The sequence below is a fragment of the Streptomyces sp. Act143 genome (genome assembly GCF_003143935.1).
Classification (GTDB): domain Bacteria; phylum Actinomycetota; class Actinomycetes; order Streptomycetales; family Streptomycetaceae; genus Streptomyces.
In genome coordinates this window covers 2647834-2673971 of the sequence record NZ_QFRX01000001.1, presented here as the reverse complement: position 1 = coordinate 2673971, position 26138 = coordinate 2647834, and the positions used below count along the sequence as shown (strand labels likewise).

The following is a 26138-nucleotide window of genomic DNA, read 5'->3' as shown; positions in this document are numbered from 1 at the left end:
CGTCATCCGACGGGCGGCCGACGCCAGTGTGCGCGACCGACGTAAGAGTGAGTTGAGAGAACTCAGGCGACTCCGGGGCGACCGGAAATGGGAGGCCGCAGCCGTGCTCCGCAACGGACTGGAACCCTGGCACCTGCTGATAGTGGCGATCGTCGTGATCGTGCTGTTCGGCTCGAAGAAGCTGCCCGACACCGCGCGGGCGCTCGGCAGGTCCATGCGCATCCTCAAGAGCGAGGCGCAGGCGATGAAGGACGACCCCGCGGCGACGACGTCGGTGACGCCGACCGCGGCGGAAGCGGTACCGCAGACCCCGGTGGAGCCCCCCGCCGCCGCGGGGTGAGGCGGCCGGTCAGCTCAGGCGGACCGGCAGCCGGACGTGCCCGTGCGAGATGAACGAGTCCACCGGTTCGAGGCCCGCGGGCGGCACGGCGAGCGTGAGGTCCGGGAAGCGGCCGAAGAGGGCGGGCAGCGCCACGCGCGCCTCCAGGCGACCCAGCGGGGCGCCCAGGCAGTGATGGGCGCCGTACCCGAAGGCGAGATGGTCCTTGTCGGCCCGGGTGACGTCGAAGACGTCCGCGTCCTCGCCGTGATGCTCCGGGTCGCGCCCGGCGGCGGCGTACGCGGCGAGGATCGCCTCGCCCGCGTGGATCACGGCGCCCTCGGGGCCGCCCAGCTCACCCAGCTCCAGGTCGGTCACGGCGTACCGCAGCGGCAGGCTCGCCACCGGTGCCTCGGCACGCAGGGTCTCCTCGATCACGTCGTCCCAGGACGCCTGCCCGCCGCGCACCAGGGCGAGCTGGGCGGGGTGGGTGAGCAGGGCGTGGACCGCGTTGTCGAGCAGGTTCACCGTGGTCTCGTGCCCGGCGCTGATCATGAGGACCAGGGTGTCGAGCAGCTCCTGCTCGCTGAGGCGGGAGCCGTCGTCGTCATGGGCCGCGATCAGCGCGGAGGTGAGGTCGTCGCCCGGCAACGCCCTCTTCGTCGCGACGAGTTGATGCATGGCGGCGTAGAACCTGGCGTAGATGTCGGCCACTTCGGCGGGGTCGGCGGAGGTGTGGAAGACGCCGTCCACCACGGCCCGCAGCTCCGGCCCCTGCTCCTCCGGCAGCCCGAGCAGCTCGCCGATGACCTGGATGGGCAGCGGGTAGCAGAACTCCTTGCGCAGGTCGACGACTCGGCCGCCCTCGCCGGCCTCGGCGACGCGGTCCAGCAAGGCATCGGCGATGGCTTCGACACGCGGTCGCAGGGCGGCGGTACGGCGGGCGGTGAACACCTTCGCGACGAGGTTCCGCAGCCGCCTGTGGTCGTTGCCGTAGGCCGTGAACATGTTCTGCACGGCGACCCAGGTGAACAGCGGCCAGTCCGGCGTGATGCCGCCCTCGATCCAGCGCGGCCAGTGCTGCCGCGGGTCCTTCGACACCCTCGGATCGGCGAGCAGCCGGCGCAGCAGCGCGGGGCTGCTGATCGCCCAGGCCGGTACCCCGTGGGGCAGTTCGACCGGGGTGACGGGGCCACGTTCCCGTATCCGCGCGGCCTCGCCGTGGATGTCACGACCGGTCGGGTCGATCACGACCGGGTCCTTGAACTCCATCGAACTCCCCCTGTCCCGTGGGCTCCCGGGCCCCGGCTCGGGGTCTCCGGACGGCACGACACGGCCACCCCGGCCGGCCCGGGCTGCGGTGCGTCACGGCCACGCTAGGGGGACGGGCGCGGGGTGCGCGAGGGTGCACGAGGGCTCTGGCCGGAAACGGGCGGGTGGTCGAAGGCGCAGGGGGGTGGGGTGGTGGGGAGGACGGGACCCCGAGGGCGGGCAGGTGTGCACGGGCGGGCTCGCGGGGCCAGGCGGGTCCGGTGTGTCCGCCGAGCCGGACGGGGCCGACACGGCTCGGCGGCGGTGCTTTCCTGCCGCCGCTCTGTCCCCACGGCTCACCGGCCCTCGCCGTCACCGGCCTGCGCCGGCCCGGACCTTCCCCGTCACGGGCGTGCGCCGGTCTGGGCCTTCGCCGTCACCGGCCTGCGCCGGCCCGGACCTTCGCCGTCATGGGCCTGCGCCGGCCTGGACCCTCGTCGTCACGCCGGTTCCCCGGCCTCCGGTCCGAGGGGGCCGACAGGCACGCCGGAGCCGACACCTCCGACAGAGCCGAGCCCCGTCGCGGCCTTCGCCTCCCGTGCCGCCCTGCGCCGCTTCCTGCGGCTCACCCGCGGTTCCTGGTCCGGCAGCCAGCCGAAGGCCAGGCAACTGCCGGTGACGCCGAGCAGGAGGCCGATGAAGAAGCCCCCGAGGTTCGAGGTCAGCCAGGTGCCCAGGGCGAGCAGGACGCCGGTGATCGAGTAGAAGAGACGCTGGGTGGGGTTGAACAGGATCAGCAGGCCCAACAGCAGCATGAGCGCCGGCAGGAGATAGCCGGCCAGGCCCTGCATGCCGATGTGCAGGACGACCTTCAGTGACGCCTTCTCGGTGAGCAGGATCTCCGCCCCGCCCAGGGCGAGCAGCAGCCCGCCCCAGAACGGACGGCCGGCCCGCCACTTGCGGAAGGCCGACCGCACTCCCCGACGCGGGGTGTCCGTGTCCGACATCAGCAACCCGAGCTGCTGAAACGGAGCTTCAGGCCCGGAAGCTTGAACACCCCGGCCGTGGTCGCATAGTTGGTCTGCCGGAGGTTGGCGATGTGCACCGTGTCCGACTGCTGGCTGAACACGCCGATCGGCCCCTTGACCCCGGCCTTGGTGAGCGTGCTGGCATCGTTGCCGATCTCGATGTTGTTGAAGTCGGCGTCACCGGACAGCTCGGTGGAGTCGGTGGTCAGGTCGGTCGCCTTGACCTTCTGCGATCCGCTGCCCGCCGTGATGAGCAGGTTGGTCCCGCCGAGGTCGACGCTCTGGCAGAGGCTGTCCAGCGTCGCGTTCTTGATCGCGGAGGTGACCACCAGCACCTGGCCCCCGGTGTCGCCCGCGTTGGGGCTGTTCTCCGCCATGTTGTCCAGGGCGCCGAACTGCTCGAAGCCGGTGCCGTTCAGCTCCTTGGCGGTGACCGTGAACGGCATACCGGAGATCGCGAACTGCACGCCCAGCGCGCCCTCCGCGGTCAGCACCGCCAGCGTGGCGGCGACCAGCGTGGCCGGCACGGCCATCACGGCGGCCCGGCGTGCCCGGACCCGCCCGCGTCTGGCGGGCTCCTGCGCGGAAGGGCTTTCCGCGCTCTCTGGTGTGTTGTCGGCGGCCGAAGTGGCGTCCGAAGACGAGGCCATGTGTGCTCCCAGGGCATAGACAGTGCGGTCTGGCGTCAATGGCACGTTGTCCTGGCGCGGACAGCGCAGGCGGCGCGCGACTCCTCGCAACTCCCGGCGGATGCAAGGGCTTTCTCGTACTCCGCAGTAGCTGCCGAGGAAGTTACCGGTGGTTACATTTAAGGGTCAAGGGAGTTGTGGAAAAAGGGTGTCGGTTGTGCCTCACCTGTGGGTCGAGTCGGCCCGTGACCCCAGCCACCGCTATTGACATAGCGTCAACTCCCGTACACCTGCTTGACGTTGACTGAGCATCAGGTCTACAACTTGCCTGGCTCGACCCGGATCCGTGGCGCCGGATCCGCTGCGCGGCACTGGCCGCGTCTCCCGGACGTCCTGTCCGTCTCCGGGCACACCACCTGTGCCCGCTCCTCCCGCCGGTACCCGCACGGTCTCTTCCCCCCTGGCCCGTGCCGGGGTGCCGCCTCCCGCCCGGCTCGGCCGGGGACCACCCCACGATCCCCGGCCGCTGACCGGTCGGTCGCCGTCGCCGGTCCGTGACGTACGGAGAAGGCGTCACGGGCCGTCGACGGCGGACGCCGCGCCGCGTCCGCACCCCCACCCGACCCACCCCCCACATCTCCACCCCCCCCACATCCCCAACCCCCCTCACCTCGGAAAAGAGGCATCCCCACATGCGTACGCGTTCCCTGCTCACCCTCACCGCCGCCGTCGCCGCCTTCGCCCTGTCGGGCATGAGCCCGGCGTCGGCCGCCGACAACGTCCTCACCACCGGCTCCGCGGGCGGCGACGCCGTCGCCGAGAACACCGGCCTCACCGCGTCCCTGGCGAGCGGCACCACCGCGACCCTCTACTCCAGCGCGACCGGCACCACGGGCATCACCTGCACCACCTCGCAGTTCACCGCGACGGTCGACAGCAACCCGGCCGCCCCCGGCACCGCCTCCGAGACGCTCACCGGGCACACCTTCAGCAACTGCACCTCGAACAACGTGGGCGTGCTCGGCGTCAACAGCGTCACGGTCAACAACTTGGCGTACACCACCACCGTGGCCTCCGACGGCACCGTCACCGTCTCCCCGGGCAGCGCCGGCGCCATCCAGACGACCGTCGTGCTCAGGACCCTGCTGGGCAGCGTCACCTGTGTCTACCAGGCGGCGAACGGCAGCCTCTCCGGCACGGCGGCCAACGCCGACAACAGCATCCAGTTCACCAACCAGCAGTTCACCAGGACCTCCGGCTCCTCGCTCTGCCCGAGCAGCGGTTTCTGGACCGCGAAGTACGCCCCGGTCGCCACCTCCGACGGCGCGGCGGTCTTCGTCAACTGACCTGTCCGCGCCAGTCGTTCAGCGTCGGCGCAGGCGCAGCGCCAGGGCGGCGCCCCCGGTGAGCACCAGCACCGCGGCGGCGCCGCCCGCCACCATGGGAGCGGACGGCCCCGAGCCGGTGCCGTCCGCGGCCGCCACCGGGGCGGCGTCGGCGCTCCTGGCCGACGCACGGGACCCGGCGGTCGGCGTCGGGCTCTGGGCCGTACGGGCCTCGGCGGCACCCGAGGCCGAGGCAGAGGCGGTCGCCGAGGCCGCAGGCGAGGTCTCCCGCGACGGCGCCGTCTTCGACGGCGACGGAGCGCCGCCCTGCCCGCTCTGCTCCTTCGCCGCCGGGAACACCACGTCCGAGCACGAGTAGTACGTGTCCGGCGTGCTGGTGTTCTGCCAGATCGTGTAAGACGCCGTTTCTTTTGGTACCTGCGGGTCGTTGAATGCTTCGTGGGAGACCTGGTTGAGCGGTGTTGGTCAGCAGATACGCCGTCCGCAGCAGCCGCGGCCAGCGAACAGCCGCGTACGTCTCGAAGTCCTGTAGTTCGTCCCCCGGAGGCTCACTCCAGCCGCTCCCTCCCGCGCCGTCCCCCGATTCCCGGTCCACGTCCCGCGCCGCCTCTCTTCGATCGGCGGTGGGCGTACAGGCACTGGTCGTCGCACGCACCCTGCGTTCCCCCGATTCCTTCCACTGCCGCGCGCTGGTCAGGCGCGCACTAGCTCCTCCCTGTAACACCGTCGGCGTGGGGTCCGGGTTGCATGCGTAACGGATTCGGCTGCGTCACCCGCCTCTCGGGGAGACGTCGACGCCGTATGGCGGCGTCGACGCCGGCGTCAGCGCATGCCGTCCGTCATGGTTCCGAGGTCTCGGATTCGAGGGCCGCCCGGGTCCGTGGGCCGTACACGCCCGACTCGTCGCCGAGGATCACGCGGGTGACCTGGTAGCCGCGGACGGCGCTCTGCACTTCATCGTCGTACGTGCCGTCGGCTTCTCCGCCGTACAGGCCGACCTGGCGCAGCCGGAGTTGGAGTTCGACGACCTCCGGGCCGCTGTCGCCCGGGCGGAGAACGGGGGTCTGGCCCCCGGAAGAGCTCGGTGTGGGGCCGCCGCCCGTGGCGGTCGGGGTGGCACCGGACGCCGTCGCGGTCGGGCCCGTGGTGCCGGTCGGGGTGGGCGGACCACCGGTGGCGGAGGGCTCCGCCGAGGCGGTGGCGGAGGTGGCGGGCTGTGTGGGGGACGCCGCCCGGGAGGTGGCCGGGGACGGGGCGACGGTCTCCGACGCCTGCTCGTCCGGCAGACCCGCGCGTACCCCACCGGACAGGGAATCGTCGCGGTCGGGGCCGTCGTACCAGAACAGTCCGCCGACGAGGCATCCCGTCAGCACGGCGCCTCCGGCCGCTCCCAGTCCGATGGTCAGCAGGGTCCGTCGCCCGCGGCGCTGTCGTGCGGTGCCGTCCGGACGACGAGCGCGGCCAAGCCCGTGCGGCCCGGGTTCGGCCGCGCTCGTCGTGACAGGCACCTCGGGTAAGGAAGCGGGCGACGGTAACTCCCCCACGCCGTCGGCCGGTTCGGCCGCCGGATCGCCCGGGGCGGCGGGGGCATCGCGTACGTCGGACGCGTCCCCGTCGTCACCGACCTCGACGAACGGCCGTATGCGGACCGGATCGAAGTCCTCCGCGGCCGCGGCCTCCGCGGTACGACCGGCACGGTGGGCGTCGGAGGCGCGGCGAGCGCAGGTGCACGCCGGGGTTCCGTCCGCGGCCCGGGCCGTCCCGCACTCCGGGCAGACGGGGCCTGCCTGTTCACTCACACGTGCTCCCTCTCCGTACGAGCTCCAGAGTCTAGACAGAAAGAGAACACACAACCTGCACAACAGTTCGAGGATCGGAATCCCGGCGTCCGCGCCGTCGAGAATCGGCCACCGCGAGGTTCACCGGCTCCGGCCCCGTCCCGGGCCACCACCGTGGATCATGGTGGCGTCGCGTCCGGACCAGATGACGCGCCACCGAAGTGCCGTGGCTCCAGGGGAGGAACACCCGCACATGAACTCGACGCCATCACAGTCGCCTTCGCCCTCCGCGGCGGAGCGGGAGGACGCGCCGGCCGTGCAGGTCGGCGTTCTCGTGCCGTTGACCCGGCCCGGTTGGGTCGAGGCGGGTGAACACCTGCTCGCCGGCGTCGAGTCGGCCGTTCGCGAGGTCAACGCGGACGGGGGGATCGCCGGTGCGCGACTCGACCTCGTGGTCCGGGACACCGCGGCCGATCCGGAGCGGGCCGCGGCGGCCGTGGACGAGCTGGCGAGCCGTGGGGTGGCCGCCCTGGTCGGGGAGTACCACAGCGTCGTCGCGCGCGCCGCGGCCACCCGGGCCGACGCGCTCGGTCTGCCGTTCCTCTGCTCGTCGGCCGTGCTCGACGTGCTCACGGAGCGGCCGACGGACTGGGTCGCGCGTCTTGCGCCGCCGCAGTCGCGCGGCTGGCGGGTCTACGCGGACCACCTGCTCGCCGCGGGCCACCGTCGCATCGCCGTGGCCACCCAGCCGAGCGCCTACTGGGCGGCCGGTGCCGGCGTCCTGCGGGACCACTTCGCCGCGCACGGCGGCTCGGTCGCCGAACTCGACCTGCGCGAGCTCACCCCCACCGCCGTGTGCGACGCGGTCGTCGACCGGCGCGCCACGGCCCTCCTGCTGCTGGCCGGCCAACCGGAACCCGCCGTGCCGATCGTCAGGGCCGTCCGCCGCGACCGGCGCCTCGACCAGCTCCTGCTGGGCGCTCCGGCGGGACAGCCCGAGTTCGCCGGTTGGGCGGCGTCGCTGGGCGCCGACGGCACCGCGATCCCGTTCCTGCGCTACCTCCCCGAGCGACTCACCCCGCTCGGGGCACGCGTCGAGACGGCCCTGCGCGAGCGCCTGGCCACCGCGCCGTCCTTCGTCGCCTTCGAGGGCTACGACTCGATCCTGGTCCTCGCCGCCGTGCTGCGGTCGCGGGGCACGGACCGGGCCGCCGTCGCCGCGTCCTGGCCGGACGTGGCGGTCGAGGGCACGCGCGGCCGGATCGGGTTCTCCCGCACGCCGGGCATCGGCGTCTGGCAGGGGACGGGGGCCTCGATCCAGGTCGTGGACCGCGATCCGGCGGAACCCGCTCGCTTCCGGGTCCTCCGTACCGGCTGAGAAGCGCTTCCCGTCAGCCGGGAGGCCCGGCTCGGTGGTGTCCGGCGCGAAGATCGGGGAGGCTCACCGTCATGGTTTCGGTAGTGCAGAACATCGCGATCGACTGTGCGGACGCCTATGAGCTGGCCCGGTTCTGGAGCGGGGTGACCGGCTGTCCGCTGCATCCCGAGGACGGACCGGGCAGCCGGGAGACGCAGGTGCAGCTGGCGGAGGGCCCGGTGCTCTACTTCAACCAGGTGCCCGAACCCAAGACGGTCAAGAACCGCATCCACCTGTGTCTGCGCCCGGAGACCTCGCGCGATCAGGAGGTGGACCGGTTGCTGGGCCTCGGCGCCGCCTTCGTCGCCGATCACCGCCGTCCCGACGGCTCCGGCTGGGCGATCCTCGCCGACCCGGAAGGCAACGAGTTCTGTGTGCTGCGCAGCGAGTCCGACCGGGCCGCCACGGGCTCCTGACGCACGCGCCCTGGATGCCGCGCACGCCGGTGTCACAGGAAGGGCCGCTGCCCGGTCTCCTCTGGTGCGGGGCGAAATTCCCAGGACAACGCGAGAGGAAGCCGTGATGAAGGTCGTAGTGATCGGTGGCACCGGGCTCATCGGTTCGAAGGTGGTCGGCCGGCTGGAGGAGCACGGACACCAGGTGGTCGTCGCCGCACCCAGCACCGGAGTCGACACGCTGACGGGCGAAGGGCTGGCCGCTGCCCTCAAGGACGCGTCGGTCGTGGTCGACGTGTCGAACTCCCCCTCCTTCGAGGACGCGGCGGTCATGGAGTTCTTCCGCACGTCCACGACCAACCTCCTCCAGGCGGAGCGCGAGGCGGGCGTTGGGCACCACGTGGCCCTGTCCGTGGTCGGCACCGACCGCCTCCAGGGGAGCGGGTACTTCCGTGCCAAGCTGGCCCAGGAAGAGCTGATCAAGGCGTCCGGGGTTCCGTACACCATCGTCCACGCCACGCAGTTCTTCGAGTTCGCGAAGGGGCTCGCCGACGGGGTGACCGACGGCGACACCGTGCGGCTGCCCGCCGGGAAGATCCAGCCCATCGTCTCCGACGACGTGGCCGCGGCCGTCGCCCGCGCCGCGGCCGGGTCTCCGGTCGGCGGTGTGGTGGAGGTCGCGGGCCCCGAGGTCTTCGAGCTCGAGGAGTTCATCCGCGTGGGGCTGACCGCCGTCGACGACCCCCGCAAGATCGTCACCGCCCCGGAGGCCACCTACTGGGGTGCCGAGCTGCAGGGCTCCACGCTCCTGCCGGGGCCGGACGCGCACATCGCCGAGACCCGGTTCGCCGACTGGCTCGCTCGGCAGTGAACCCGGACGCCGGCCGCCCCTGCCACGGCCCGGACGCGAACGCGGAGGCAGGGGCGCCGGCGGCGCGGCACGGAGCCGCCGCCGCGGCCACGAGCCGGCACCCGCACGCCTCAGGGGCGGGCCCGCACGGCCGCGTCCCAGGCTCCGGGTGCGCGCCGGTGGTTCGCCTGCCCGGCGGCGAGTACGCAGCGCAGCTCCTCGACATGCGGTGTGCCCGCCGGCAGACGCAGCCGCTCCAGGAGGGCCAGGGCGGCGGCCGGTTCCAGATCCCCGTAGGCATCGTGGTAGCCGGCCAGCAGGCCTTTGAAGAGCGCCGGATGCAGCGCGGGAAGCCGTACGGCGGTGTCGTACACGGACGCCTTCACCGGCCACGGCACCGGACCCGAGCACTCCAGCACCCGCCGGGCCCGGCGGAGCAGAACTTGCGAGCCTTCGGCCACCACGCGGTCGATGTCGTGCCCGAGCACCTCGCCGAAGGCCGTGCCGGCGGTGCCGCGGTCCTCGAACCAGTCGACCCAGAGCGAGTACATGACGGCCTCCGCGTCCCGGTCGGCCTCCAGCCGCCGACGGTAGCCGTCCCACAGGGCGTCGGCGGGCAGGGGCCCGTCCGGGCCGAGGTGGGCCATCCGGATCCCGCACGTCACCCAGTACTCGTCGAGGAGGTCCAACAGGCCGAACGCCAGGCGCACTTGGCCGACGGGGTCCAGCGCGTCGTCGGTGAACACGTCCCCGGCCCAGGTGTGCGCGACCTGACCGGCGGTGAGCGGCTCGTCGGGCGCGGCGGCGGAGATCCAGCCGTCGGCGCCCTGCCGTACTCCCTGCTCGGCGAGCCAGCCCCGGGCCTCTTCCATGGCGTGCGTGTTCATCCGGGGAGTATGACGCGGCGACCGGGGGCGGTGCCGACCGGTGCGTCCGCTCCGTGGGACGGGCCGGTGACCGGAACTGCCGGGACGCGGGGAGGTGGGCGTGTGGAGGACGTCGAAGCGGTGCCGATCGCGGAGCTGGTCGAGGAGCGCCGGTACCTGCTGGACGTGGCGTTGTCCGTGCTGGGTGACGCGGGTGGGCCGGGTGAGGCGGAGCGGGTCGTCGACGAGGTGTACCGGCACTGGTACGGGCTGCGGGACACGGCGCGACGGGAGATCACGCGGCCCCGGTCGTGGCTGGCGCGATGCGCGGGCCGGTGCTCTCTGCGGAGGCTGGCGGCTTCGGGCCGGGGTACGGACGGCACACGGATCGGCACGGCCGGGGTCACGACAGCGGACGTCGGCGCAGGGCCGCAGGAAGGGTGGGGAGAACAGGCGGAGGCGTGGGGAGAGGCGGCGGAGGCGCGTGAGGGTGCGGCGCCGACATGGGAGGGGTCGGCGGAGGCGTGGGAGGGGCCGGCGGAGGCGTGCGAGGGACCGGCGGAGGCATGGGAAAGGCTGGCGCCGGCATGGGAGGGGCCCGCGTCGCCGGAACGGGCGGCAATCGTGCGAGGTGCGGTGTTCGCGACGGCTTCGGACGCGGACGCGGAGGGCTCCGGACGGAACGAGCCGGAATGCGTCGACCCCGCCGACTCGGCCCGGCACGGGCTGAGGGCGCGGCAGTCCCGCCCGGTCCCGGCACGGGAGCAGGACGCTTTGACGCGTGCCGTCGCACGGGCGTGCCTTCGGTCGGACGAGGAGGCGTTGACGGCTTTGCTGTGCGCGGACGCCACCGCGTACTTCGACGGCGGGGGCAAGGTGCGGGCCCCGGACCGGCCGGTACACGGGGGCCGCGCCGTCGCACGCACCCTGCTGACGTCGGTGGCCGGCCGACCCGGCACCGGCGTGGCGGCGCAGTCGGTCAACGGGCGTACGGGTCTCGTCGTCCGCTACGGCCACCAGGTGGCCGCGGTCATCGGCCTCGACGTCGCCGATCACCGTGTCGCCCTGGTCTGGGTGACCGTCAATCCCGACAAACTACGCTCCTGGAACCGATGCTGAGGGCGGCCTGCGATTCCATGGCGAAGAGGCGGGCGATGAGGCGAGAGGAGCAGTCGTGACGTCCGGTGACAGCGGTGCCGCGCGACCGACCCGCACGAACGGCGACCTCGACGACGCCGTGTCGGTGTTCCTGCGGCACAGGAGGCGTCTGTTCGGCATCGCCTACCGGGTGCTCGGCAGCGTGACCGAGGCCGAGGACGTGGTCCAGGAGGCGTGGCTGCGCTGGCAGATGACCGACCGTTCCGTGGTGGACAGCCCGGCGGCCTTCCTGTCGACGACCGCGACCCGGCTGGCCATCAATGTGGCGCAGTCGGCGCGCGTACGGCGGGAGGCCTACATCGGGCCCTGGCTGCCCGAGCCCGTCGACACGAGCGCCGACCCGGAGCTGGGCGCCGAGCGCGCGGAGGCGCTGGAGTTGGCGCTGCTGCTGGTGCTCCAGAAGCTGAATCCCACCGAGCGCGCCGCCTACGTGCTGCGCGAGGCGTTCGACTACGGCTATCCCGAGATCGCCGCCATGCTCCAGCTGAGCCCCGCCAACGTGCGGAAGATCGTGAGCCGGGCTCGCCGGCATCTGCTGGACGGAGCACCGGAGTCGGTGGACGCCGCGGAGCACCGACGCCTGCTGGACGCCTTCGTCGCGGCGGCCCGGACCGGGGACGTGGCCTCGCTGGAGGCCCTCCTCACGCCCGACGCCCTCAGCCTGTCCGACGGCAACGGCATCCGGGGCTGTGCCCGCATCCCGGTACTGGGCGCGGCGCGGGTGGCCATGCTGTCGGTGCACCGGCAGTTCTGGGGCGGCGGCGTGGAGACGGAGCCGGTCACCGCCAACGGCCGCCCCGGCGTGCTGCTCGGCCGCGAGGGACACCCTCCCGTCTTTTTGACCGTCACGGCCTCGAAGGAGGGCATCCACCAGGTGCTGTGGGTGTTCACCCCCAGCAAGATCACCGCGTTCCTGGACTCCCGCTCCCGTACCGCCACGGCCCTGGGGTGAGGCCTCACATTGCTTCCCGGACGGCGTGTTCGGCTCGCGCCACGAACTCAACGGCCGGGTCCACCGAGGCCCGGAACCGGGTCGCGGCTTGCGGCGATGTGCCGGTGTGCTGCGGTGAACGCGGCCGACGGCAAGGCTGCCTCTGTCTCCTCCCAGGAGATCCACAGGCCGAGTGCATCCTCCAGGAACCTCAGGAAGGACACGTCGCCGGCCTCGTCCTCGGTGGGAACGAAGGCGAGCGCCGCTTCGGGTGGGGCGCCGTTCGTCAGGTGCGGCAGGCCGGGCTCGAACGACGTCACCGGTCTGCCATGGCGGGCATGACCGATCCGGCTGAAGCCCTTGGCGTTGCGATGGACGCTGAACGCGCGCCCGCGCCGGGACAGCGCGGCGAGGTACGCCCCGGTGCGGCAGTGGAATTCCTCCAGCGCGTACGCCCAACCCGCCACCGAGCCCGCTCGGACGATCGTTTCCGGCGGGTCGGGGAGGAAGTGCCCGTCCGTCAGACGGGCGATCGCCGCTTCGTCTTCCCAGTTCACGAAGTCGAGGTCACTGAGGTGGTCGTCCCGGTCCCGGGTCAGCAACTCATAGGCCGCGGAGCGGGTCAGCGGGACGATGTGGGGTTCCTCGGCGCCGATGCCGCGCAGCAGTTCGTGCGGCGTGAGACCTTCGCTGAGCGTGAGCGTGAAGCTGACGTCGTAGGCGTCGGCTGTCCAGCGCAGGCCGCTGGGTTCATCTCTCCGCAGCATTCAAGTCGCCCCCTCCCCCTCAGAGCCGGCCGGTCGTCACCCGTCAGTTCTCGGCGGGGAACACCTCGGTGACCTTCCCCTGCGGGGTCGCCGTCAGATAGCCGGAGCCGTAGTCGTCGGTCAGGTAGACGGCCAGTCCCGCCGGTCGGCCGAAAAGGTCGTTGGGCGGTCGCACCGTCACGTAGCGGTTCTCCGGGTCCGGGACGTTCAGCTTCCTGCCCGCCTGCTGGAGCAGCGCGGGGACCTTGTCCCAGTCGAAGCCGTCGAGGCTGAACGGCTGGTCGCCGCCCGACAGGGAGCTCTTGATGATTCCCTCCTCGACGCCGGTGCCCGGACGGTACGTGTAGCTGTCGTACTTGGTGTCGCTGTTCTCCACCATCACCCGGGCCATCACGTAGTCGTCGTAGACGGTGAAGTCCCCGAACCTGTCCCGGCCCGTCTCGTCCTCCAGTGCCTTGACGGCCGTCCGGATGTTGTCCGGGGTGAGCATCGAGCCGGCCGGTGCGGTCTCCCGCGGCGGCGATTCCGTCGCCGACTGCGCCGGGGTCCGGGGCGATGACGTCGGCGCGGACGCCGATGTGGAGGCCGACGTGGAGGTCGAGGGTCCGGTGCCCAGGCTGTCGCCCGTGTTGTCGTCCAGGGGCAGCAGCCACCACAGCAGGCCCAGGGCGCCGACGAGGGAGACGCCTGAGACGGCCCTCAGCACCGTCGTACCCGTGCCGCGTCGGCGTGTCGTCGACACCGGTGCCGTGGGCGGTTGGGGTGCTATGCGCACCGGCGGTCCGAAGCCGGTCGGCGGTGGTGCGTGCGGTGGGGTGAGGGGGTAGGACGTGGGTTCGTCCCTGGCGGAGGCCGGAGTGCTCGTCGGCCGCGACTCGATCTCCGCCAGCCCGCGGTCCAGTTCGGCGGCGGACGGACGTGCCGCCGGGTCCCGTACCAGCACGCTCATCAGCACCTCGCCCAGGGCACCGGCCCGCACCGGAGGTGGTACGTCCTCGTGGAGGACCGCGGCGAGGGTGGCCAGTGTGGTGGCACGGCGCAACGGGTGCCGGGCCTCCACGGCCGCGTACAGCATCATCGCCAGCGACCACAGGTCGGAGGCGGCGCCGCCTTCCTGGCCGGTGATGCGTTCCGGGGCCATGAAGTCGGCCGTGCCGATGATGGAGCCGGTGGCGGTGAGGGTGGTCGACTCGCGGATCGCCGCGATGCCGAAGTCGGTCAGCACCGGGCGCCCGTCCGGTCGCAGCAGCACGTTGGCGGGCTTGACGTCGCGGTGCTGGATACCGGCGTCGTGCGCGGCGGTGAGCGCGGCCAGCACACCGCGGCCGAGGCGGGCCGCCTCGGCCGGAGCCATCGGCCCCTGGGCGAGCCGGTCGGCCAGGGAGCCGCCGCTCACCAGCTCCATGACCAGCCAGGGGTACGTGCCTTCGCCGCCGTCGACCACGTGGTGGATGGTCACGACGTTCGGGTGGTCGATCCTGGCCAGCGCCCTCGCCTCGCGCAGCACCCGCTCGCGCAGCAGCCGCGCGCCCTCGGGGTCGTACTCGGCGAGGTCGCGGTCGGGCGGGCGGACCTCCTTGACCGCCACCAGCCGGTGCAGCACCAGGTCCCTGGCGCGCCAGACCGTCCCCATCCCACCACCACCGAGACGGGCCTCCAGCTCGAAGCGCCCGTCGACGACGCGTCGTTCGGCGCGTCTGTCTGCCTCACTCATGCGCCGGAGCCTAGCGGGCCGCACCGACAGGCCCGCGCCGGCCCGTTTCCGTGACGACGCTTGACTTCGGTCGGCTCGGCTGGCTCGGTGGTCCACGGCAGCCCCCGTCCCTCCCCTCCCAGGAAGCCCAGAATGACCGGACCCATGGATCAGACCCCCGACCGTGCGGAACCGCCACGGACGGACCCGCTCAGCCGACTCACCCTGGAGCAGCTGCGGCAGCGCACCAGCATGAAGTGGCGCACCCACCCCGCGGACGTCCTCCCGCTCTGGGTCGCCGAGATGGACGTGCCCCTCGCTCCGGCCGTCGCCGAGGCCCTGCAGACGGCGATCGACCTCGGTGACACCGGCTACCCCTGCGGGACCGCGTACGCCGAGGCCCTGGCCGCGTTCGCCGCCGAGCGGTGGCAGTGGGACGGACTGCGGGTGGAGCGCACCGCGATCGTGCCGGACGTGATGCTGGGCGTCGTCGAGGTGCTGCGGCTGCTCACCGATCCGGGCGACGCGGTCGTGGTGTGTTCGCCCGTGTACCCGCCCTTCTACGCGTTCGTCGCCCACGATGCCCGTCAGGTCGTCGAGGCGCCTCTCGGTGCCGATCTGCGCATCGACCTGGGCGCCCTGGAGGACGCTTTCGTGCGGGCCCGGCGCGGGGGGCGGCGGGCCGCGTTCCTGATGAGCAACCCGCACAATCCCACCGGCGTCGTCCATACCCGCGAGGAACTGGAGGCCGTGGCGGCGCTGGCCCGCAGGCACGGGGTGCGGGTGGTGTCGGACGAGATCCACGCACCGCTGGTGCTGCCGGGCGCCGCCTTCACCCCCTTCCTCAGCGTGTCCGGGGCCGAGAACGCGTTCATGCTGGCCTCCGCGTCCAAGGCGTGGAACCTCGCGGGCCTGAAGGCGGCCCTGGCCGTGGCGGGGCCCGAGGCCGTCGGCGAACTCCGGCTGCTGCCCGAGGAGGTCGGCCACGGGCCCAGTCACCTCGGCGTCATCGCCCACACCGCGGCCTTCCGCAAGGGGGGTGACTGGCTCGACGACCTGCTGCTCGGCCTCGACGCCAACCGAAGCCTGCTCGACCGCCTCGCCGCCGAACACCTCCCCGGCGTGCGCTGTCACCGCCCCGAGGGGACCTACCTGGCGTGGCTGGACTGCACCCGGCTCGGCCTGCACACCGAACGTGACGGCGACGCTGGTGCCGACCGCGGCACCGCCCGGGCCGCCGACGGGCCCGGCGTGGTCAGCGACCTGGCCGGACCCGCGCGCTTCTTCCTCGACCGGGCGAGGGTCGCGCTCAGTTCCGGACATGTCTTCGGCTCCGGTGGCGAGGGGCACGTACGCCTCAACTTCGCGACGCCGCCCGCTGTTCTGCGCGAGGCGGTGACCCGGATGGGGCGCGCGCTGCGCGACCTGTAGCCGCACAGCGACGCACCGCGGACGCCGGTCCTCCTCGGCTGCTCGGGCGCACCGTTGGAGGGGATGCCCCGGTCGTGGTCGGTGGTGGCGAGTTGCGGTGGGAGTCCGCCTGCGGCCGGGCCGGAACGTCAGGCATGAACGCCGGGCATGAGCACGGGGCCCGTTCCGTGCATCGCACGGAACGGGCCCCGTCTTTGAGCGCCGGGCAGGCCTTGCACCTGCATTTCCCCGCAGGAAGCGGGGCGTCTTTCCTTGGACCACCAACGCAGCGCCGGTTGTTCGCAGTTGCGGTGACCGGCTCAAGATCAAGCATACCGTATGAGCGGCGGCGCCTGTGACCGCGTCAGGTCCGGCGCGGATCGACGAGGATCTTCGGGCCGCCGCCCGCGTCCGCAGGACGCTTCCCGGCGAGTACGGCACCGACTTCCGTCAGACCGACCGTCGCGGCGACGAGAGGGCGAGGGTCGACGCTGCCCTCCGCGTACGCCCGGATGGCCGCCTCCAGACCGGGGGACGCGGACAGCACGCCCACCGCGGTGACGTCCTTCAGGGCCAGTGTCCGGGTGTCGACGCGGCTGGGTTCGCCGGCGATGCCGACGTACACGACGCGTCCGGCGGGCTCGACCGACTCCACCGCCAGGGCGGGCAGTCGGGCGGCGTTGGTGGCGTCGACCACCGCGTCGTAGGGCAGGTCGGGCAGGGAGTCCTCCCGCCAGACGTGCGGGAAGCCGAGTCGGCGGGCGAACGCCAGTGACGCGTCGGTCGCGCCCATGAGGTGGACCTCCGCCCCGGCGGCCCGCACGAACATCGCGGTGAGCAAACCGATCGTGCCCGGACCGAGGATCAGCACCCGGTCGCCGGCACCGGCCGCGGTGGCCTGTGCGGCGCGCAAGGCGTTGCCGCCGGGTTCGACCAGGGCGCCGAGTTCGGCGTCGACGGTGTCGGGCAGGGAGTGCAACGAGGAGGCGGGGACGGCTAGTTGCTCGGCCAGCGCGCCGGGACGGCCGCCCCGGATACCGACCTCCTGCCGTCGGTCGCACACGTGCTGCCGGCCGCGCCGGCAGCGGCGGCATGCGCCGCAGCCCAGCATGGTGTCCCCCATGACGCGCCGGCCGAGCCATCCGGCGTCCACACCGTCGCCGACCGCCGCCACGCGCCCGGCCCACTCGTGCCCGAGCCGCATCGGGTAGGCGGCGTGGCCCTGGTGGAGATAGGTCATCGCGCCGGTGTAGAACTCGACGTCGGTGCCGCAGACGCCGACCCGTTCGACGTCCACGACCGCTTCGCCGGGTCCCGGCACCGGGGCGGGGACCTCCTGCACCGCGTACTCCCCCGGTGCCGTGAGGACGAAGGCACGCATCGACGGCCCAATCACCGGGCGGCGATGACGTGCTGGCGCTGGGTGCCGAGGTGTGTGATGCCGAGTTCCACGACATCTCCCGGCTGGAGGTAGACGGGCGGGTTGAGGCCCATGCCGACGCCGGGCGGGGTACCGGTGTTGATCAGGTCGCCGGGTTCCAGGACGAGGAACTGGCTGAGGTGGTGCACGATGAAGTACGGGTCGAAGATCATCGTCTTGGTGCTGCCGGTCTGGCGGCGCACGCCGTTGACGTCCAGCCACATGTCGAGCGCGAGGACGTCGTCGATCTCGTCGGCGGTGGCGAGCCAGGGCCCTGCCGGGTTGAAGGTCTCGGCCGACTTGCCCTTGACCCACTGTCCGCCGCGTTCCAGTTGGAAGCCCCGTTCGCTGACGTCGTTGACGACCGTGTACCCGGCGATGGCGTCGCGGGCGTCGTCGACGGAGTCCAGGTAACTGGTCCGTCGGCCGATGACGATGCCGAGTTCGACCTCCCAGTCCGTCTTGGTGGACCCGCGCGGGATGCGCACGTCGTCGTGCGGGCCGACGAGGGTGTTGGGCGACTTGGTGAACAGGATCGGCTCGTCGGGGACGGCCATGCCGCTCTCGGCCGCGTGGTCGCGGTAGTTGAGGCCGATGCACAGGATCTGGTGGGGGCGGGCGATCGGCGCGCCGACGCGCTCTCCGGCGAAGCGGGACACCCGCCCGGCGGCCGTCCGCTCGGCGACGACGGGGCGGACGCGGTCGATGCCGTCCGAGCCGAAGAACGCCTCGTCGAAGTCGGTGACGGTGTCGGACAGATCGACGTAGGTGTGGTCGTCGACGCGGGCGACGGGCTTCTCGGCGCCGGGCGCGCCGATACGCATGAGGTGCACGGGGTCGCTCTCCAGAGTTCAGGGGGTGGCGGGGCGTACGGGTCGATGGGGTTCGCTCAGCGGACCGAGCGTCGCGCGGATCTCGTCGACCGCGTCGACCAGGCTCTGCAAGGGGGTTCGGTAGGTGAGGGCGCTGACGCTCACGGCTCCGGAGGGCGAGGTCGGCGAGGTGGCGTAGACGGGCAGGGCGAGGCAGTTGACCCCGGGCTCGTTCTCCTGGTCGTCCACGGCGTAGCCGCGCCGCCGGGTGGTCTCCAGTTCGCGGTGCAGTTCCTCGGCCGTGCAGCGGGTCTGCGGGGTGCGGCGCTCCAGCGGTGTGCCGCCGATCCACTGCCGTACGGCGTCGAGCGTCTCCAACTCGTGGGCAAGCAGCAGCTTTCCGACGCCGGTGGCATGCGCGGGGTTGCGGCCGCCCACGGTGGAGGTGAGGCGGACGGCGCCGGCGGGTGGGTCGACCTTGGCGCGGTAGACGACCTCGCGGCCGTCGAGGACCGCGTAGTGGGCGGTCTCTCCGAACCGTACGGCGAGGCTCCGGAGCAGGGGCCGGAGGCGGACATGGTCGGGACGGGCCTCGTGGTGGGCGAAGGCCATGCGCAGGAACTCGTCGCCGAGGAGGTAGCGGCCGCGGACGTCCTGGTCGGCGAGGCCCGCCCGGCGCAGTGCGCCCAGGGCCCGGTGCACGGTCGGCTTCGGGCTGCCGATCACCCGGGTCAGCTCCTCCAGCCCCACCCCGTCGGGATAGCGCGCGAGCTGCTTGAGCACGGCGAGCACCCGGTCGGAGCCCACCAGGCGGCTGCTGTCGGCCCGCACCGAACCGGCCGCGGCCTGACGGGAGTTGCCCTCGTCGGGGTCTGTCGAGCCGTCGTACGTCTGCGTATGCTCCATGGCGTTCCACAGATTAGACCTGTGTGTCGATGGTTGGAAGGAGCTCCGGGGTGACGCTCCGCAGCGCGCAGTGGTACGCCGGTCAGGACCGCAACGCCTACATCCACCGGGCGTGGATGCGCCGCGGTGTGCCGGACGACGCGTTCAGCGGACGTCCGCAGATCGCCATCGCCAACACCGCCTCGGACCTGACCCCTTGCAACGCGCATCTCGACGAGGTCGCGTCCTCGGTCCGCGACGGGGTGTACGAGGCGGGCGGCATCCCGCTGGACCTGCCCGTGGTGTCGCTCGGCGAGACCAACGTCCGCCCGACGGCCATGCTCTGGCGCAACATGGCGGCGATGGCCACCGAGGAGATGCTCCGCGCCAACCCCATCGACGGCGTGGTGCTGCTGGGCGGCTGCGACAAGACGATCCCGTCGCTGCTCATGGCCGCCGCCTCGGTGGACCTGCCCGCGGTCGTGGTCCCCGGCGGCCCGATGCTGAACGGCACCTTCCGCGGCACGCCGCTCGGCTGCGGCACCGACGTGTGGCGGCTGTCGGAGGAGGTGCGGGCCGGCACGCTCACCCAGGAGCAGTTCACCCGCTCCGAATCGGCGATGATCCGCAGCCGCGGGCACTGCAACACCATGGGCACCGCTTCGACGATGGCGCTGGTGGCCGAGGCCCTGGGTACCGTCGTACCCGGCGTCGCCGGGACCCCCGCGCCCGACAGCCGGCTGCTCCAAGCCGCCCACCGCACGGGCCGGCTGGCGGTGGACATGGTGGCCGCCGACCGGCGGCCGGGCACCTTCCTGACCCGGGCCGGCTTCCACAACGCGATCGTGGCGTTGGCCGCGATCGGCGGCTCCACGAACGCGGTCGTCCATCTGCTGGCCATAGCAGGGCGGCTGGGCGTGGAACTGAGTCTGGACGACTTCGACCGCATCGGCTCCCGCGTGCCGGTCCTCGTGGACCTCCAGCCGGCCGGCCGCTTCCTCATGGAGGATTTCCACCGCGCCGGGGGGCTGCTCGCGGTGCTGCGCGAGGTCCGTGACCTGCTCGACCCCGACGCGCTGACCGTCACCGGCGAGCGCCTGGTGGACCATCTCGACGACGCCCCCGTCTGGGACTCGGAGGTGATCCGCCCGCGCGCCGAACCGCTGGTCGCCGAGGGCGGCATCGCCGTGCTGCGCGGCAACCTCGCCCCGCACGGGGCGCTGATCAAACCCGCCGCGGCCTCCCCGCACCTGCTGCGGCACCGCGGCCGGGCGGTCGTCTTCGACAGCATCGAGGACTTCCACGCCCGTATCGACGACCCGGATCTGGACGTGGACGCCGACTCCGTCCTGGTCCTGCGCGGCTGCGGTCCCAAGGGCTACCCGGGCATGCCCGAGGTGGCCAACATGCCGCTGCCGAAGAAGCTCCTGGAGCAGGGCGTACGGGACATGGTGCGGGTGTGCGACGGCCGGATGAGCGGCACGGCGTACGGCACGGTCGTGCTGCACGTGGCGCCGGAGGCGGCGGCCGGCGGGCCGCTGGGCCTGGTGCGGACCGGGGACGTCGTCGTCCTCGACGTCGAGGCCCGCCGCATCGACGTGGACGTACCGGACGACCAACTCGCCCGCAGGACCCCGGACAAGGCCACCGTCGCGGGTTTCGCCTGCCCCCGGCGCGGCTGGGAGCGCCTCTACGTCGACCACGTGCTCCAGGCCGACACCGGCGCCGACCTGGACTTCCTGGTGGGCTCCAGCGGCTCGGAGGTGAGCCGGGAGTCGCACTGACGTACCGCGGGGTTCCCTTACGCGGCCCGGGCGCGCAGTCTCCGCAGCATGCGGGCGTCCTCGAAGCCGACCGAGCGCGCGGCCGCTTCGAGGGTGGCGCCGTGGCTGATGAGGTGCTGGGCGCGTTCGAGGCGGAGGGTCTGCTGGTAGCGCAGCGGGGTCAGGCCGGTGGCGCGGGTGAACAGGCGGGTCAGGGTGCGCTCGCTGACGCCGACGGCCGAGGCGAGGGCGGGCAGGGGCAGCGGGCGGTCGAAGCGGGCGTCGATGAGGTCCTGGACGTGGTGCACGGTGTCGTCGAGGTGGGACCGGTGCCGGAACATCGCGCTGGACTGCGGCTCGTGGCCGTTGCGGCGGGCGTAGACGACCATGTCCCGGGCGACTTTGGCGGCGAAGGCGGGTCCGTGCCGGCCGGCGACCAGGTGCAGGGCGAGGTCGATGCCGCTGGCGATGCCGGCCGAGGTGACGACGCGGTCGTCGGCGGTGAACAGGACGTCGCGGACGACCGTCGCGCCCGGGTGGCGGCGGGCCAGTTCGTCCTGGACGTCGTGGTGCGTGGTGCAGCGGCGGCCCTTGAGCAGGCCGGCCCGGCCGAGCGCCTCGGCTCCGGCGCACACGCTGGCCACCGTTCCGCCGCGGGCGTGGTGGTCGCGCAGGGCCCGCAGGGCGGGGGCGCCGATCTCGGGCGAGTCGGCCAGGGTGACCGCCCGCCAGCCGGGCACGACGACGAGGTCCTCGGGCCCGAGCTCGGGCCAGTCGAGTCCGGCCACCAGCGGCAGGCCCTGCGCGGCGGGCACCTGGGGCCGCTCGGCGACGTAGCTGAGGGTGTAGGGGCGCCCGAGGTCGGCGGCGGTGGAGAAGACCTGCGCGGGACCGGCCAGGTCCAGCAGATGGACCCCGGGCACCAGGAAGAAGACGACGTGGCTCACGATCCGGTCATCATGCCTGACTCCGGGCCGCGGCCTCCAGCCCGGCGACGGTGGCGATGGTGGCGAAGCGTCCGGCGAGGGCGTACTCGGTACGCCGTACGACCTCCTCGGCGGGCAGGGTGCGGGGGTCGGCCAGCAGTTCGGCGTTGCTCAGGTCGGCGGGGGCGTCGCGGTGCGCAATGGGGTGGGTGGCCGTCGCGTCGACGACGAAGGTGACGCCGTAGCCGAGGTCGCTCGCGACGCGGGCGGTGGTCTCCACGCACTGCTCGGTGCGGATGCCGCAGACGGTGAGCTCGCGGATGCCGAGCTCGGTCAGCTGCTGCTGGAGGTTGGTGCTGGTGAACGCGTTGTGGGAGGTCTTGTGGATCAGCGGCTCGCCGTCCGCCCGCTCCAGCTCCGCCATCAGGCGGACGTGGCCGAGGGCGGGGTCGAAGACGTCTCCGCTGCCGGGCTCCGCGTGCAGCACCCACACCACCAGCTCCCCCGCCTCGCGGGCCAGCCGGACGAGACGGTGCACCTTGTCGGTGATCTTGGGGTCGGAGATGGTCTCCCACAGCGGGCGGGCACGGAAGGACTCCTGGACGTCGATGACGACGAGGGCTCGGTTCATGTGTCTCAGCCTGCTCCCGCGGGGCGGGGCGGCGACAGGCCGGATCGGGTCCTGGGGCGGACCGATCCGGTCACCTGCCTCGGTGTGCTGCCGGCTCGTCAGCGGACGCGGTCGTAGGTCAGGGCCATCTCGCCCGACTCGCCGATCTCCCGGTGGGTGAGCGTCCACTTCGAGGCCGGCAGACCGTCGTCGAACAGCCGCTCCCCGCCCCCGGCGATCTCGGGGCAGATGATGAGATACAGCCGGTCCACCAGGTCCGCCGCGAGGGCCGCCTTGATGACGCTGGCGCTGGTGTTGATGAGGATGTCGCCCTCTCCGGTGGCCTTGAGGTCGGCGAGGACGTCCGCGGTCGGGGCGTTCACCACGCGGGCCCGGCTCCACGGTGCCTCGGTCAGGGTCGTGGACAGGACCACCTTCTCGGTGTCGACCAGCCACTTCGCGTATCCGCGGTCGCGCGGGTCGGCGTTGTCGTCCTCGGCCACCGAGGGCCAGAACCCGAGGAAGCCCTGGGCGTTGCCCCGGCCGAGCACCACCGTCGTCGCGTTCTCATAGATGCGGGTGAGGTGGTTGCGGGCGACGTCCGTGACGGCGTACGGGACGATCGCGCCGAGGTCGCCGGGACCGCCGGGACCGTTGTAACGGCCGTCGAGGGTGAGGTTGATGTTCGCGGTGACCTTGCGTCCGGTCGGGTTGCTCATGATGGCGCTTCCTTATCCCTTGGTCCGTGTCTGTGTCGTGCCTTCGGTGGTGCGCGCTGTGCCGACGGCGTCGGCGAGGTTGTCGAGCACCCGCTCCCAGCCGGTTCCGATCCCGGCGATGTAGGGGGCGGCCTCGACGGTCGTGTCGGTGATGCGGAGGCCGAGCCGCAGCCGCGTCCCGTCCGGGACGTCGGTGAGGCCCAGGTCGTAGTGGCCGGTGAACGAGACCGCGCCGGCCGCGTCCAGCACCGAGAGGTCGAACACGAGGTGCTCGGGTCCGGCCGCGACATGGACCCGCCCCTCGGAGCGGTAGCGCCCTTCGGCGTCGCGGTACTCGAGGACCGCGCGTCCGCCCGGCCGCGCCTCCAGGACGCATTCGGTGACCGTCAGCGACGGCGGCGCCCACCAGGAGGCGAGCAGGTGGGCGTCGGTCCAGTACCGCCACACCAGGTCCCGGGAGGCGGGGAGCAGGCGCTCGAACGCGAACGTCCTCCCGTCCGCCCACCGCTCCCGGTCCGCGGCCGCGGCCTCCGCCTCGATGGCGGCGCGGTAGCGCGCGATGACGTCTCGCTCGCCCGCGTGTGTCCCCGCGGTCTCCACCAGCTCCCGCAGCCTGTCCGCCAGGGCCGCCAGGGGCGCGGTCTCGACCGCGTAGACCCGGCGCTGCCCCAGCGGGAAGACCGTCACGAGGCCGGCCCGGGCCAGGGTCTGCAGGTGCTTGGTGGTCTGTGGCTGCCGCAGCCCGGTCAGCTCCGCCAGTTCACCGACGGACCGGGGCCGCTCGACGAGGAGTTCGACGATGCGCCACCGCGCGCCGTCCCCCAGTGCTGATGCGATCCGCTCCATGCCTTGAAGTATTCACCCACAAGAATATTCCTGTCAAGGAATTTCTCGGACGGTTCGTGCCGCGACCGCCATGACGACGACGGAGACCGCGACGATCCCGGCGCCGGCGAACAGCGGTGCCCGGTAGCCGAGGCCCGCGGAGAGGGCCGCACCGCCGAGCCAGGCACCGAGGGCGTTGCCGACGTTGGAGGCGGACACGTTGGCGCCGGCGGCCAGCGCGGACCCGTGGGCGTGGTCCGTGACGCGGGTGATCATCCCGGGGACGGCCGCGAAGCCGGTCAGCCCCATCAGGAAGACCAGGACGACGGAGGCGGGGGCGCTGGCGGCCAGCAGTCCGAACACGGCGAGAGTGAGGGTCAGTCCCAGAAGGGCCATGAGCAGAGCGCGGTCACGGTCACGATCGGCCGCCCGCCCGCCGATCACGTTCCCGACGACCAGGCCGGCGCCGTACACCATCAGCAGCCAGGCGACGTCCGCCGCGGAGAAGCCGCCGACCTCGGTGAACGTGTAGGCGATGTAGGTGAACGCGCCGAACATGCCGCCGTAGCCGAGCGCGGTGGCTGTCAGGGTCAGCCAGACCTGCGAGGAGCGGAAGGCGCGGAGCTGGGCGCGCAGGCTGGTGGGCGGGACCAGGACCGGGACCGGGCTGCCGCCGCCGGCCGGTGACGTCCGGCCCGCCCGGGCAGGCACCAGGGCGGCGATGCCCGCCAGTGCCAGGACGCCGATCGCGGTGACCGCCCAGAACGCCGCACGCCAGCCCCAGCGTTCGCCGACCAGCGCGCCGAACGGCACGCCCAGCACGTTCGCCAAGGTCAGCCCCGCGAACATGACCGCCACCGCGCGGGACTTCCGCTCCGGCGCGACCAGGCTGCGCGCGACCAGCGAACCGATGCCGAAGAACGAACCGTGGCACAGGGCCGCCACGATCCGTCCGGCCATCATCACCGCGTAGTTCGGCGCGACGGCGGAGAGCAGGTTGCCGACCACGAACAACACCACCAGGCCGACCAGGACGTGTTTGCGCGGCAGGCGGGCCGTCGCCGCCGTGAGGGCGATCGCGCCGACCGCGACACTCAGCGCGTATCCGGAGATCAGGCGGCCCGCCGCCGCCTCGGACACCGCGAAACTCGACGCGACCTGCGGCAGCAGCCCGGCGATCAGGAACTCGGTCAGCCCGATGCCGAAGCCGCCGAGGGCCAGGGCGACCAGGCCCGCCGGCAGCCGCGCCCGCTCGGTGGCGGGCCGCTGCCCCGGAGTGGGTGTGCGTCGGGACGTCCGCGTCCCGTGCGTGAATCGGCTCATGATCCACCCTCGCCCGCGGCGGCGGACCGGTTCCATGGACAAAGACCGGCAGTGCTTGGACGAACGGCCGGTCTCCTGGCATGCGGTGCACCTCACCGCCTCGGCCGCCGGACTGCACCGTCCGGCGCGGGCGGTGACCGAGGGCGAGGGCACCCTCCCGTTGGTGATCAGCAGCCCGCACGGGGGGGATGCCGGGGCGGTGAGCTGCGCCGACATGCGGCGGGGGGGTGAGCCGCCCGTCGACCGGACGAGGCGTTGCGTCCCCCTGTTCAGCCGTTCATCCGTTCAGCCGTTCAGCCGTTCAGCCGTTCAGCCGTTCAGCGGCCCGCCACCGCCTCCGCGCCCGCCTGTGCGAACTTCTCGTCCAGGGCGCCGGACGGGGCGCCCGCGACGCCGATGCCTGCGATCGGGGCGTTCTGGGCGGTGACGGGGACGCCGCCGGCCAGGAACAGGGTGCCCGGGATGTCCTTCAGGTTGGGGGCCTGCTGCAGGCGCTCGGCGAGCTCGGAGGTGGGGGCGTTCCAGGAGACCGCGGTGTACGCCTTGCGCTCGGCGGACTCGTAGGACTGCGGGCCGGCGCCGTCGCCGCGCAGGGTGACGACGGTGTTGCCGTTGCGGTCGACGACGGCGACCGTGACCCGCTGGTTCTCCTTCTCGGCGGCGTCGAGCGCGGCCTGGGCGGCGCGGGTGGCGGCGTCGATCGTGAGGTGCGTGCTCGTGGTGGTGGCCTTGGCCGGGGCGGCGGCCGCGACGGCGGCGGGCGCGGCGTCCGGGGCGGAAGCGTTGGCGGAGACCGCCCCGAAGCCCGCCAGGGCGACGGCGGCGAGCACGGCGCCCCCGGTGGCGACACGGGCGCGGCGGGAGACCTTCTTGTGCTGGGGCTGCACGGCGTTCATGGGTCGTCGACTCCTTCGGTGGGCGGGCGGCGCGGTCGCCGCCCCGTTTCCTGCTCTCCACCCTCGGCCCGGCACCGGGCCCGGACGGTCGACGTTCCGGCTCGCTCGGCAGCGCGGGACG

General features: G+C 72.9%; 26 protein-coding genes. 10 read left to right on the top strand and 16 right to left on the bottom strand.

Annotation, left to right across the window (positions count from 1 at the left end; all coding sequences use genetic code 11):
- The first annotated feature begins 103 nt into the window (after window positions 1–103).
- Window positions 104–340 carry a Sec-independent protein translocase subunit TatA gene (gene tatA / locus DI272_RS11995; RefSeq protein ID WP_109495352.1) on the top strand — a complete coding sequence of 79 codons (237 nt, stop codon included), beginning with the start codon at window positions 104–106 and terminating at the stop codon, window positions 338–340.
- 9 nt (window positions 341–349) lie between these two features.
- Here the strand turns inward: tatA and DI272_RS11990 are convergent, their stop codons facing one another.
- The 3 genes from DI272_RS11990 to DI272_RS11980 all read right to left on the bottom strand — a co-directional run bounded on the left by DI272_RS11990 (window position 350) and on the right by DI272_RS11980 (window position 3248).
- On the bottom strand, window positions 350–1591 hold the full coding sequence (locus DI272_RS11990; protein ID WP_109495351.1) for a cytochrome P450: 1242 nt from the start codon (window positions 1589–1591) through the stop codon (window positions 350–352).
- Window positions 1592–2070: 479 nt separating this feature from the next.
- Window positions 2071–2577, bottom strand: a complete 507-nt coding sequence (locus tag DI272_RS11985; protein WP_258314531.1) for a DUF6114 domain-containing protein — start codon at window positions 2575–2577, stop codon at window positions 2071–2073.
- Window positions 2577–3248 (bottom strand): DUF6230 family protein, encoded by a 672-nt coding sequence (locus tag DI272_RS11980; protein ID WP_109495350.1) that lies wholly within the window; start codon window positions 3246–3248, stop codon window positions 2577–2579. The genes DI272_RS11985 and DI272_RS11980 overlap by 1 nt, the downstream gene beginning before the upstream one ends.
- 671 nt (window positions 3249–3919) lie before the next feature.
- Between DI272_RS11980 and DI272_RS11975 the strand changes: the two genes are divergently transcribed.
- Together DI272_RS11975 and DI272_RS11970 are read left to right on the top strand one after the other, a co-directional pair.
- The gene (locus DI272_RS11975; protein WP_109495349.1) at window positions 3920–4573 is read left to right on the top strand and encodes a Tat pathway signal sequence domain protein; all 654 of its coding nucleotides are present in this window, start codon (window positions 3920–3922) and stop codon (window positions 4571–4573) included.
- Window positions 4574–4631: 58 nt separating this feature from the next.
- A complete protein-coding gene (locus tag DI272_RS11970; RefSeq protein ID WP_146238323.1) occupies window positions 4632–4931 on the top strand; it encodes a hypothetical protein in 300 nt (99 codons plus the stop codon).
- Between the two features lie 481 nt (window positions 4932–5412).
- Here DI272_RS11970 and DI272_RS11965 read toward each other — a convergent pair whose 3' ends face one another.
- Complete coding sequence (locus tag DI272_RS11965) at window positions 5413–6372, bottom strand: peptidoglycan-binding protein (RefSeq protein ID WP_109495347.1); 960 nt, start codon at window positions 6370–6372, stop codon at window positions 5413–5415.
- A gap of 232 nt (window positions 6373–6604) precedes the next feature.
- Here DI272_RS11965 and DI272_RS11960 point away from each other — a divergent pair, with 232 nt between their 5' ends.
- From DI272_RS11960 to DI272_RS11950, 3 genes are all read left to right on the top strand, one after another.
- Window positions 6605–7729 carry an ABC transporter substrate-binding protein gene (locus DI272_RS11960; protein ID WP_109495346.1) on the top strand — a complete coding sequence of 375 codons (1125 nt, stop codon included), beginning with the start codon at window positions 6605–6607 and terminating at the stop codon, window positions 7727–7729.
- 71 nt (window positions 7730–7800) lie between these two features.
- Complete coding sequence (locus DI272_RS11955) at window positions 7801–8184, top strand: VOC family protein (protein WP_109495345.1); 384 nt, start codon at window positions 7801–7803, stop codon at window positions 8182–8184.
- A 106-nt stretch (window positions 8185–8290) separates the two neighbouring features.
- On the top strand, window positions 8291–9034 hold the full coding sequence (locus DI272_RS11950; protein WP_109495344.1) for an SDR family oxidoreductase: 744 nt from the start codon (window positions 8291–8293) through the stop codon (window positions 9032–9034).
- 110 nt (window positions 9035–9144) lie between these two features.
- On the opposite strand, the gene DI272_RS11945 is transcribed toward DI272_RS11950, so the two are convergent.
- Complete coding sequence (locus DI272_RS11945) at window positions 9145–9900, bottom strand: hypothetical protein (protein ID WP_181387164.1); 756 nt, start codon at window positions 9898–9900, stop codon at window positions 9145–9147.
- A 102-nt stretch (window positions 9901–10002) separates the two neighbouring features.
- On the opposite strand from DI272_RS11945, the gene DI272_RS11940 reads away from it, so the two are divergent.
- Together DI272_RS11940 and DI272_RS11935 are read left to right on the top strand one after the other, a co-directional pair.
- Complete coding sequence (locus DI272_RS11940) at window positions 10003–10998, top strand: RNA polymerase subunit sigma (RefSeq protein WP_109495342.1); 996 nt, start codon at window positions 10003–10005, stop codon at window positions 10996–10998.
- A 55-nt stretch (window positions 10999–11053) separates the two neighbouring features.
- Entirely contained in the window at window positions 11054–11989 is a 936-nt protein-coding gene (locus DI272_RS11935) for a sigma-70 family RNA polymerase sigma factor (protein ID WP_109495341.1), read from the top strand.
- A 47-nt stretch (window positions 11990–12036) separates the two neighbouring features.
- Here the strand turns inward: DI272_RS11935 and DI272_RS11930 are convergent, their stop codons facing one another.
- Complete coding sequence (locus tag DI272_RS11930; protein ID WP_109495340.1) at window positions 12037–12735, bottom strand: DUF6461 domain-containing protein; 699 nt, start codon at window positions 12733–12735, stop codon at window positions 12037–12039.
- Window positions 12736–12778: 43 nt separating this feature from the next.
- On the bottom strand, window positions 12779–14449 hold the full coding sequence (locus DI272_RS11925) for a serine/threonine-protein kinase (protein ID WP_109495339.1): 1671 nt from the start codon (window positions 14447–14449) through the stop codon (window positions 12779–12781).
- A 144-nt stretch (window positions 14450–14593) separates the two neighbouring features.
- Between DI272_RS11925 and DI272_RS11920 the strand changes: the two genes are divergently transcribed.
- Window positions 14594–15859 (top strand): MalY/PatB family protein, encoded by a 1266-nt coding sequence (locus tag DI272_RS11920; RefSeq protein ID WP_109500802.1) that lies wholly within the window; start codon window positions 14594–14596, stop codon window positions 15857–15859.
- A 343-nt stretch (window positions 15860–16202) separates the two neighbouring features.
- Here the strand turns inward: DI272_RS11920 and DI272_RS11915 are convergent, their stop codons facing one another.
- The 3 genes from DI272_RS11915 to DI272_RS11905 are packed head-to-tail and all read right to left on the bottom strand — an operon-like array spanning window position 16203 to window position 18976.
- The gene (locus tag DI272_RS11915) at window positions 16203–17219 is read right to left on the bottom strand and encodes a zinc-binding dehydrogenase (protein ID WP_109495338.1); all 1017 of its coding nucleotides are present in this window, start codon (window positions 17217–17219) and stop codon (window positions 16203–16205) included.
- Between the two features lie 11 nt (window positions 17220–17230).
- Window positions 17231–18091 (bottom strand): fumarylacetoacetate hydrolase family protein, encoded by an 861-nt coding sequence (locus DI272_RS11910; RefSeq protein WP_109495337.1) that lies wholly within the window; start codon window positions 18089–18091, stop codon window positions 17231–17233.
- Between the two features lie 18 nt (window positions 18092–18109).
- Window positions 18110–18976, bottom strand: coding sequence for an IclR family transcriptional regulator (locus DI272_RS11905; protein WP_109495336.1), 867 nt, complete (start codon window positions 18974–18976; stop codon window positions 18110–18112).
- Window positions 18977–19026: 50 nt separating this feature from the next.
- On the opposite strand from DI272_RS11905, the gene DI272_RS11900 reads away from it, so the two are divergent.
- Window positions 19027–20739, top strand: coding sequence for an IlvD/Edd family dehydratase (locus tag DI272_RS11900; protein ID WP_109495335.1), 1713 nt, complete (start codon window positions 19027–19029; stop codon window positions 20737–20739).
- A 17-nt stretch (window positions 20740–20756) separates the two neighbouring features.
- On the opposite strand, the gene DI272_RS11895 is transcribed toward DI272_RS11900, so the two are convergent.
- From DI272_RS11895 to DI272_RS11870, 6 genes are all read right to left on the bottom strand, one after another.
- Entirely contained in the window at window positions 20757–21665 is a 909-nt protein-coding gene (locus tag DI272_RS11895) for a GlxA family transcriptional regulator (protein ID WP_109495334.1), read from the bottom strand.
- Between the two features lie 10 nt (window positions 21666–21675).
- Complete coding sequence (locus DI272_RS11890) at window positions 21676–22275, bottom strand: cysteine hydrolase family protein (protein WP_109495333.1); 600 nt, start codon at window positions 22273–22275, stop codon at window positions 21676–21678.
- Window positions 22276–22373: 98 nt separating this feature from the next.
- Window positions 22374–22973, bottom strand: coding sequence for a dihydrofolate reductase family protein (locus DI272_RS11885; RefSeq protein ID WP_109495332.1), 600 nt, complete (start codon window positions 22971–22973; stop codon window positions 22374–22376).
- 12 nt (window positions 22974–22985) lie between these two features.
- Window positions 22986–23819 (bottom strand): metalloregulator ArsR/SmtB family transcription factor, encoded by an 834-nt coding sequence (locus DI272_RS11880; RefSeq protein WP_109495331.1) that lies wholly within the window; start codon window positions 23817–23819, stop codon window positions 22986–22988.
- A gap of 33 nt (window positions 23820–23852) precedes the next feature.
- Window positions 23853–25040, bottom strand: coding sequence for an MFS transporter (locus tag DI272_RS11875; RefSeq protein ID WP_109500801.1), 1188 nt, complete (start codon window positions 25038–25040; stop codon window positions 23853–23855).
- Between the two features lie 398 nt (window positions 25041–25438).
- Window positions 25439–26017 carry a heme-binding protein gene (locus tag DI272_RS11870; RefSeq protein ID WP_109495330.1) on the bottom strand — a complete coding sequence of 193 codons (579 nt, stop codon included), beginning with the start codon at window positions 26015–26017 and terminating at the stop codon, window positions 25439–25441.
- Window positions 26018–26138 lie beyond the last annotated feature (121 nt).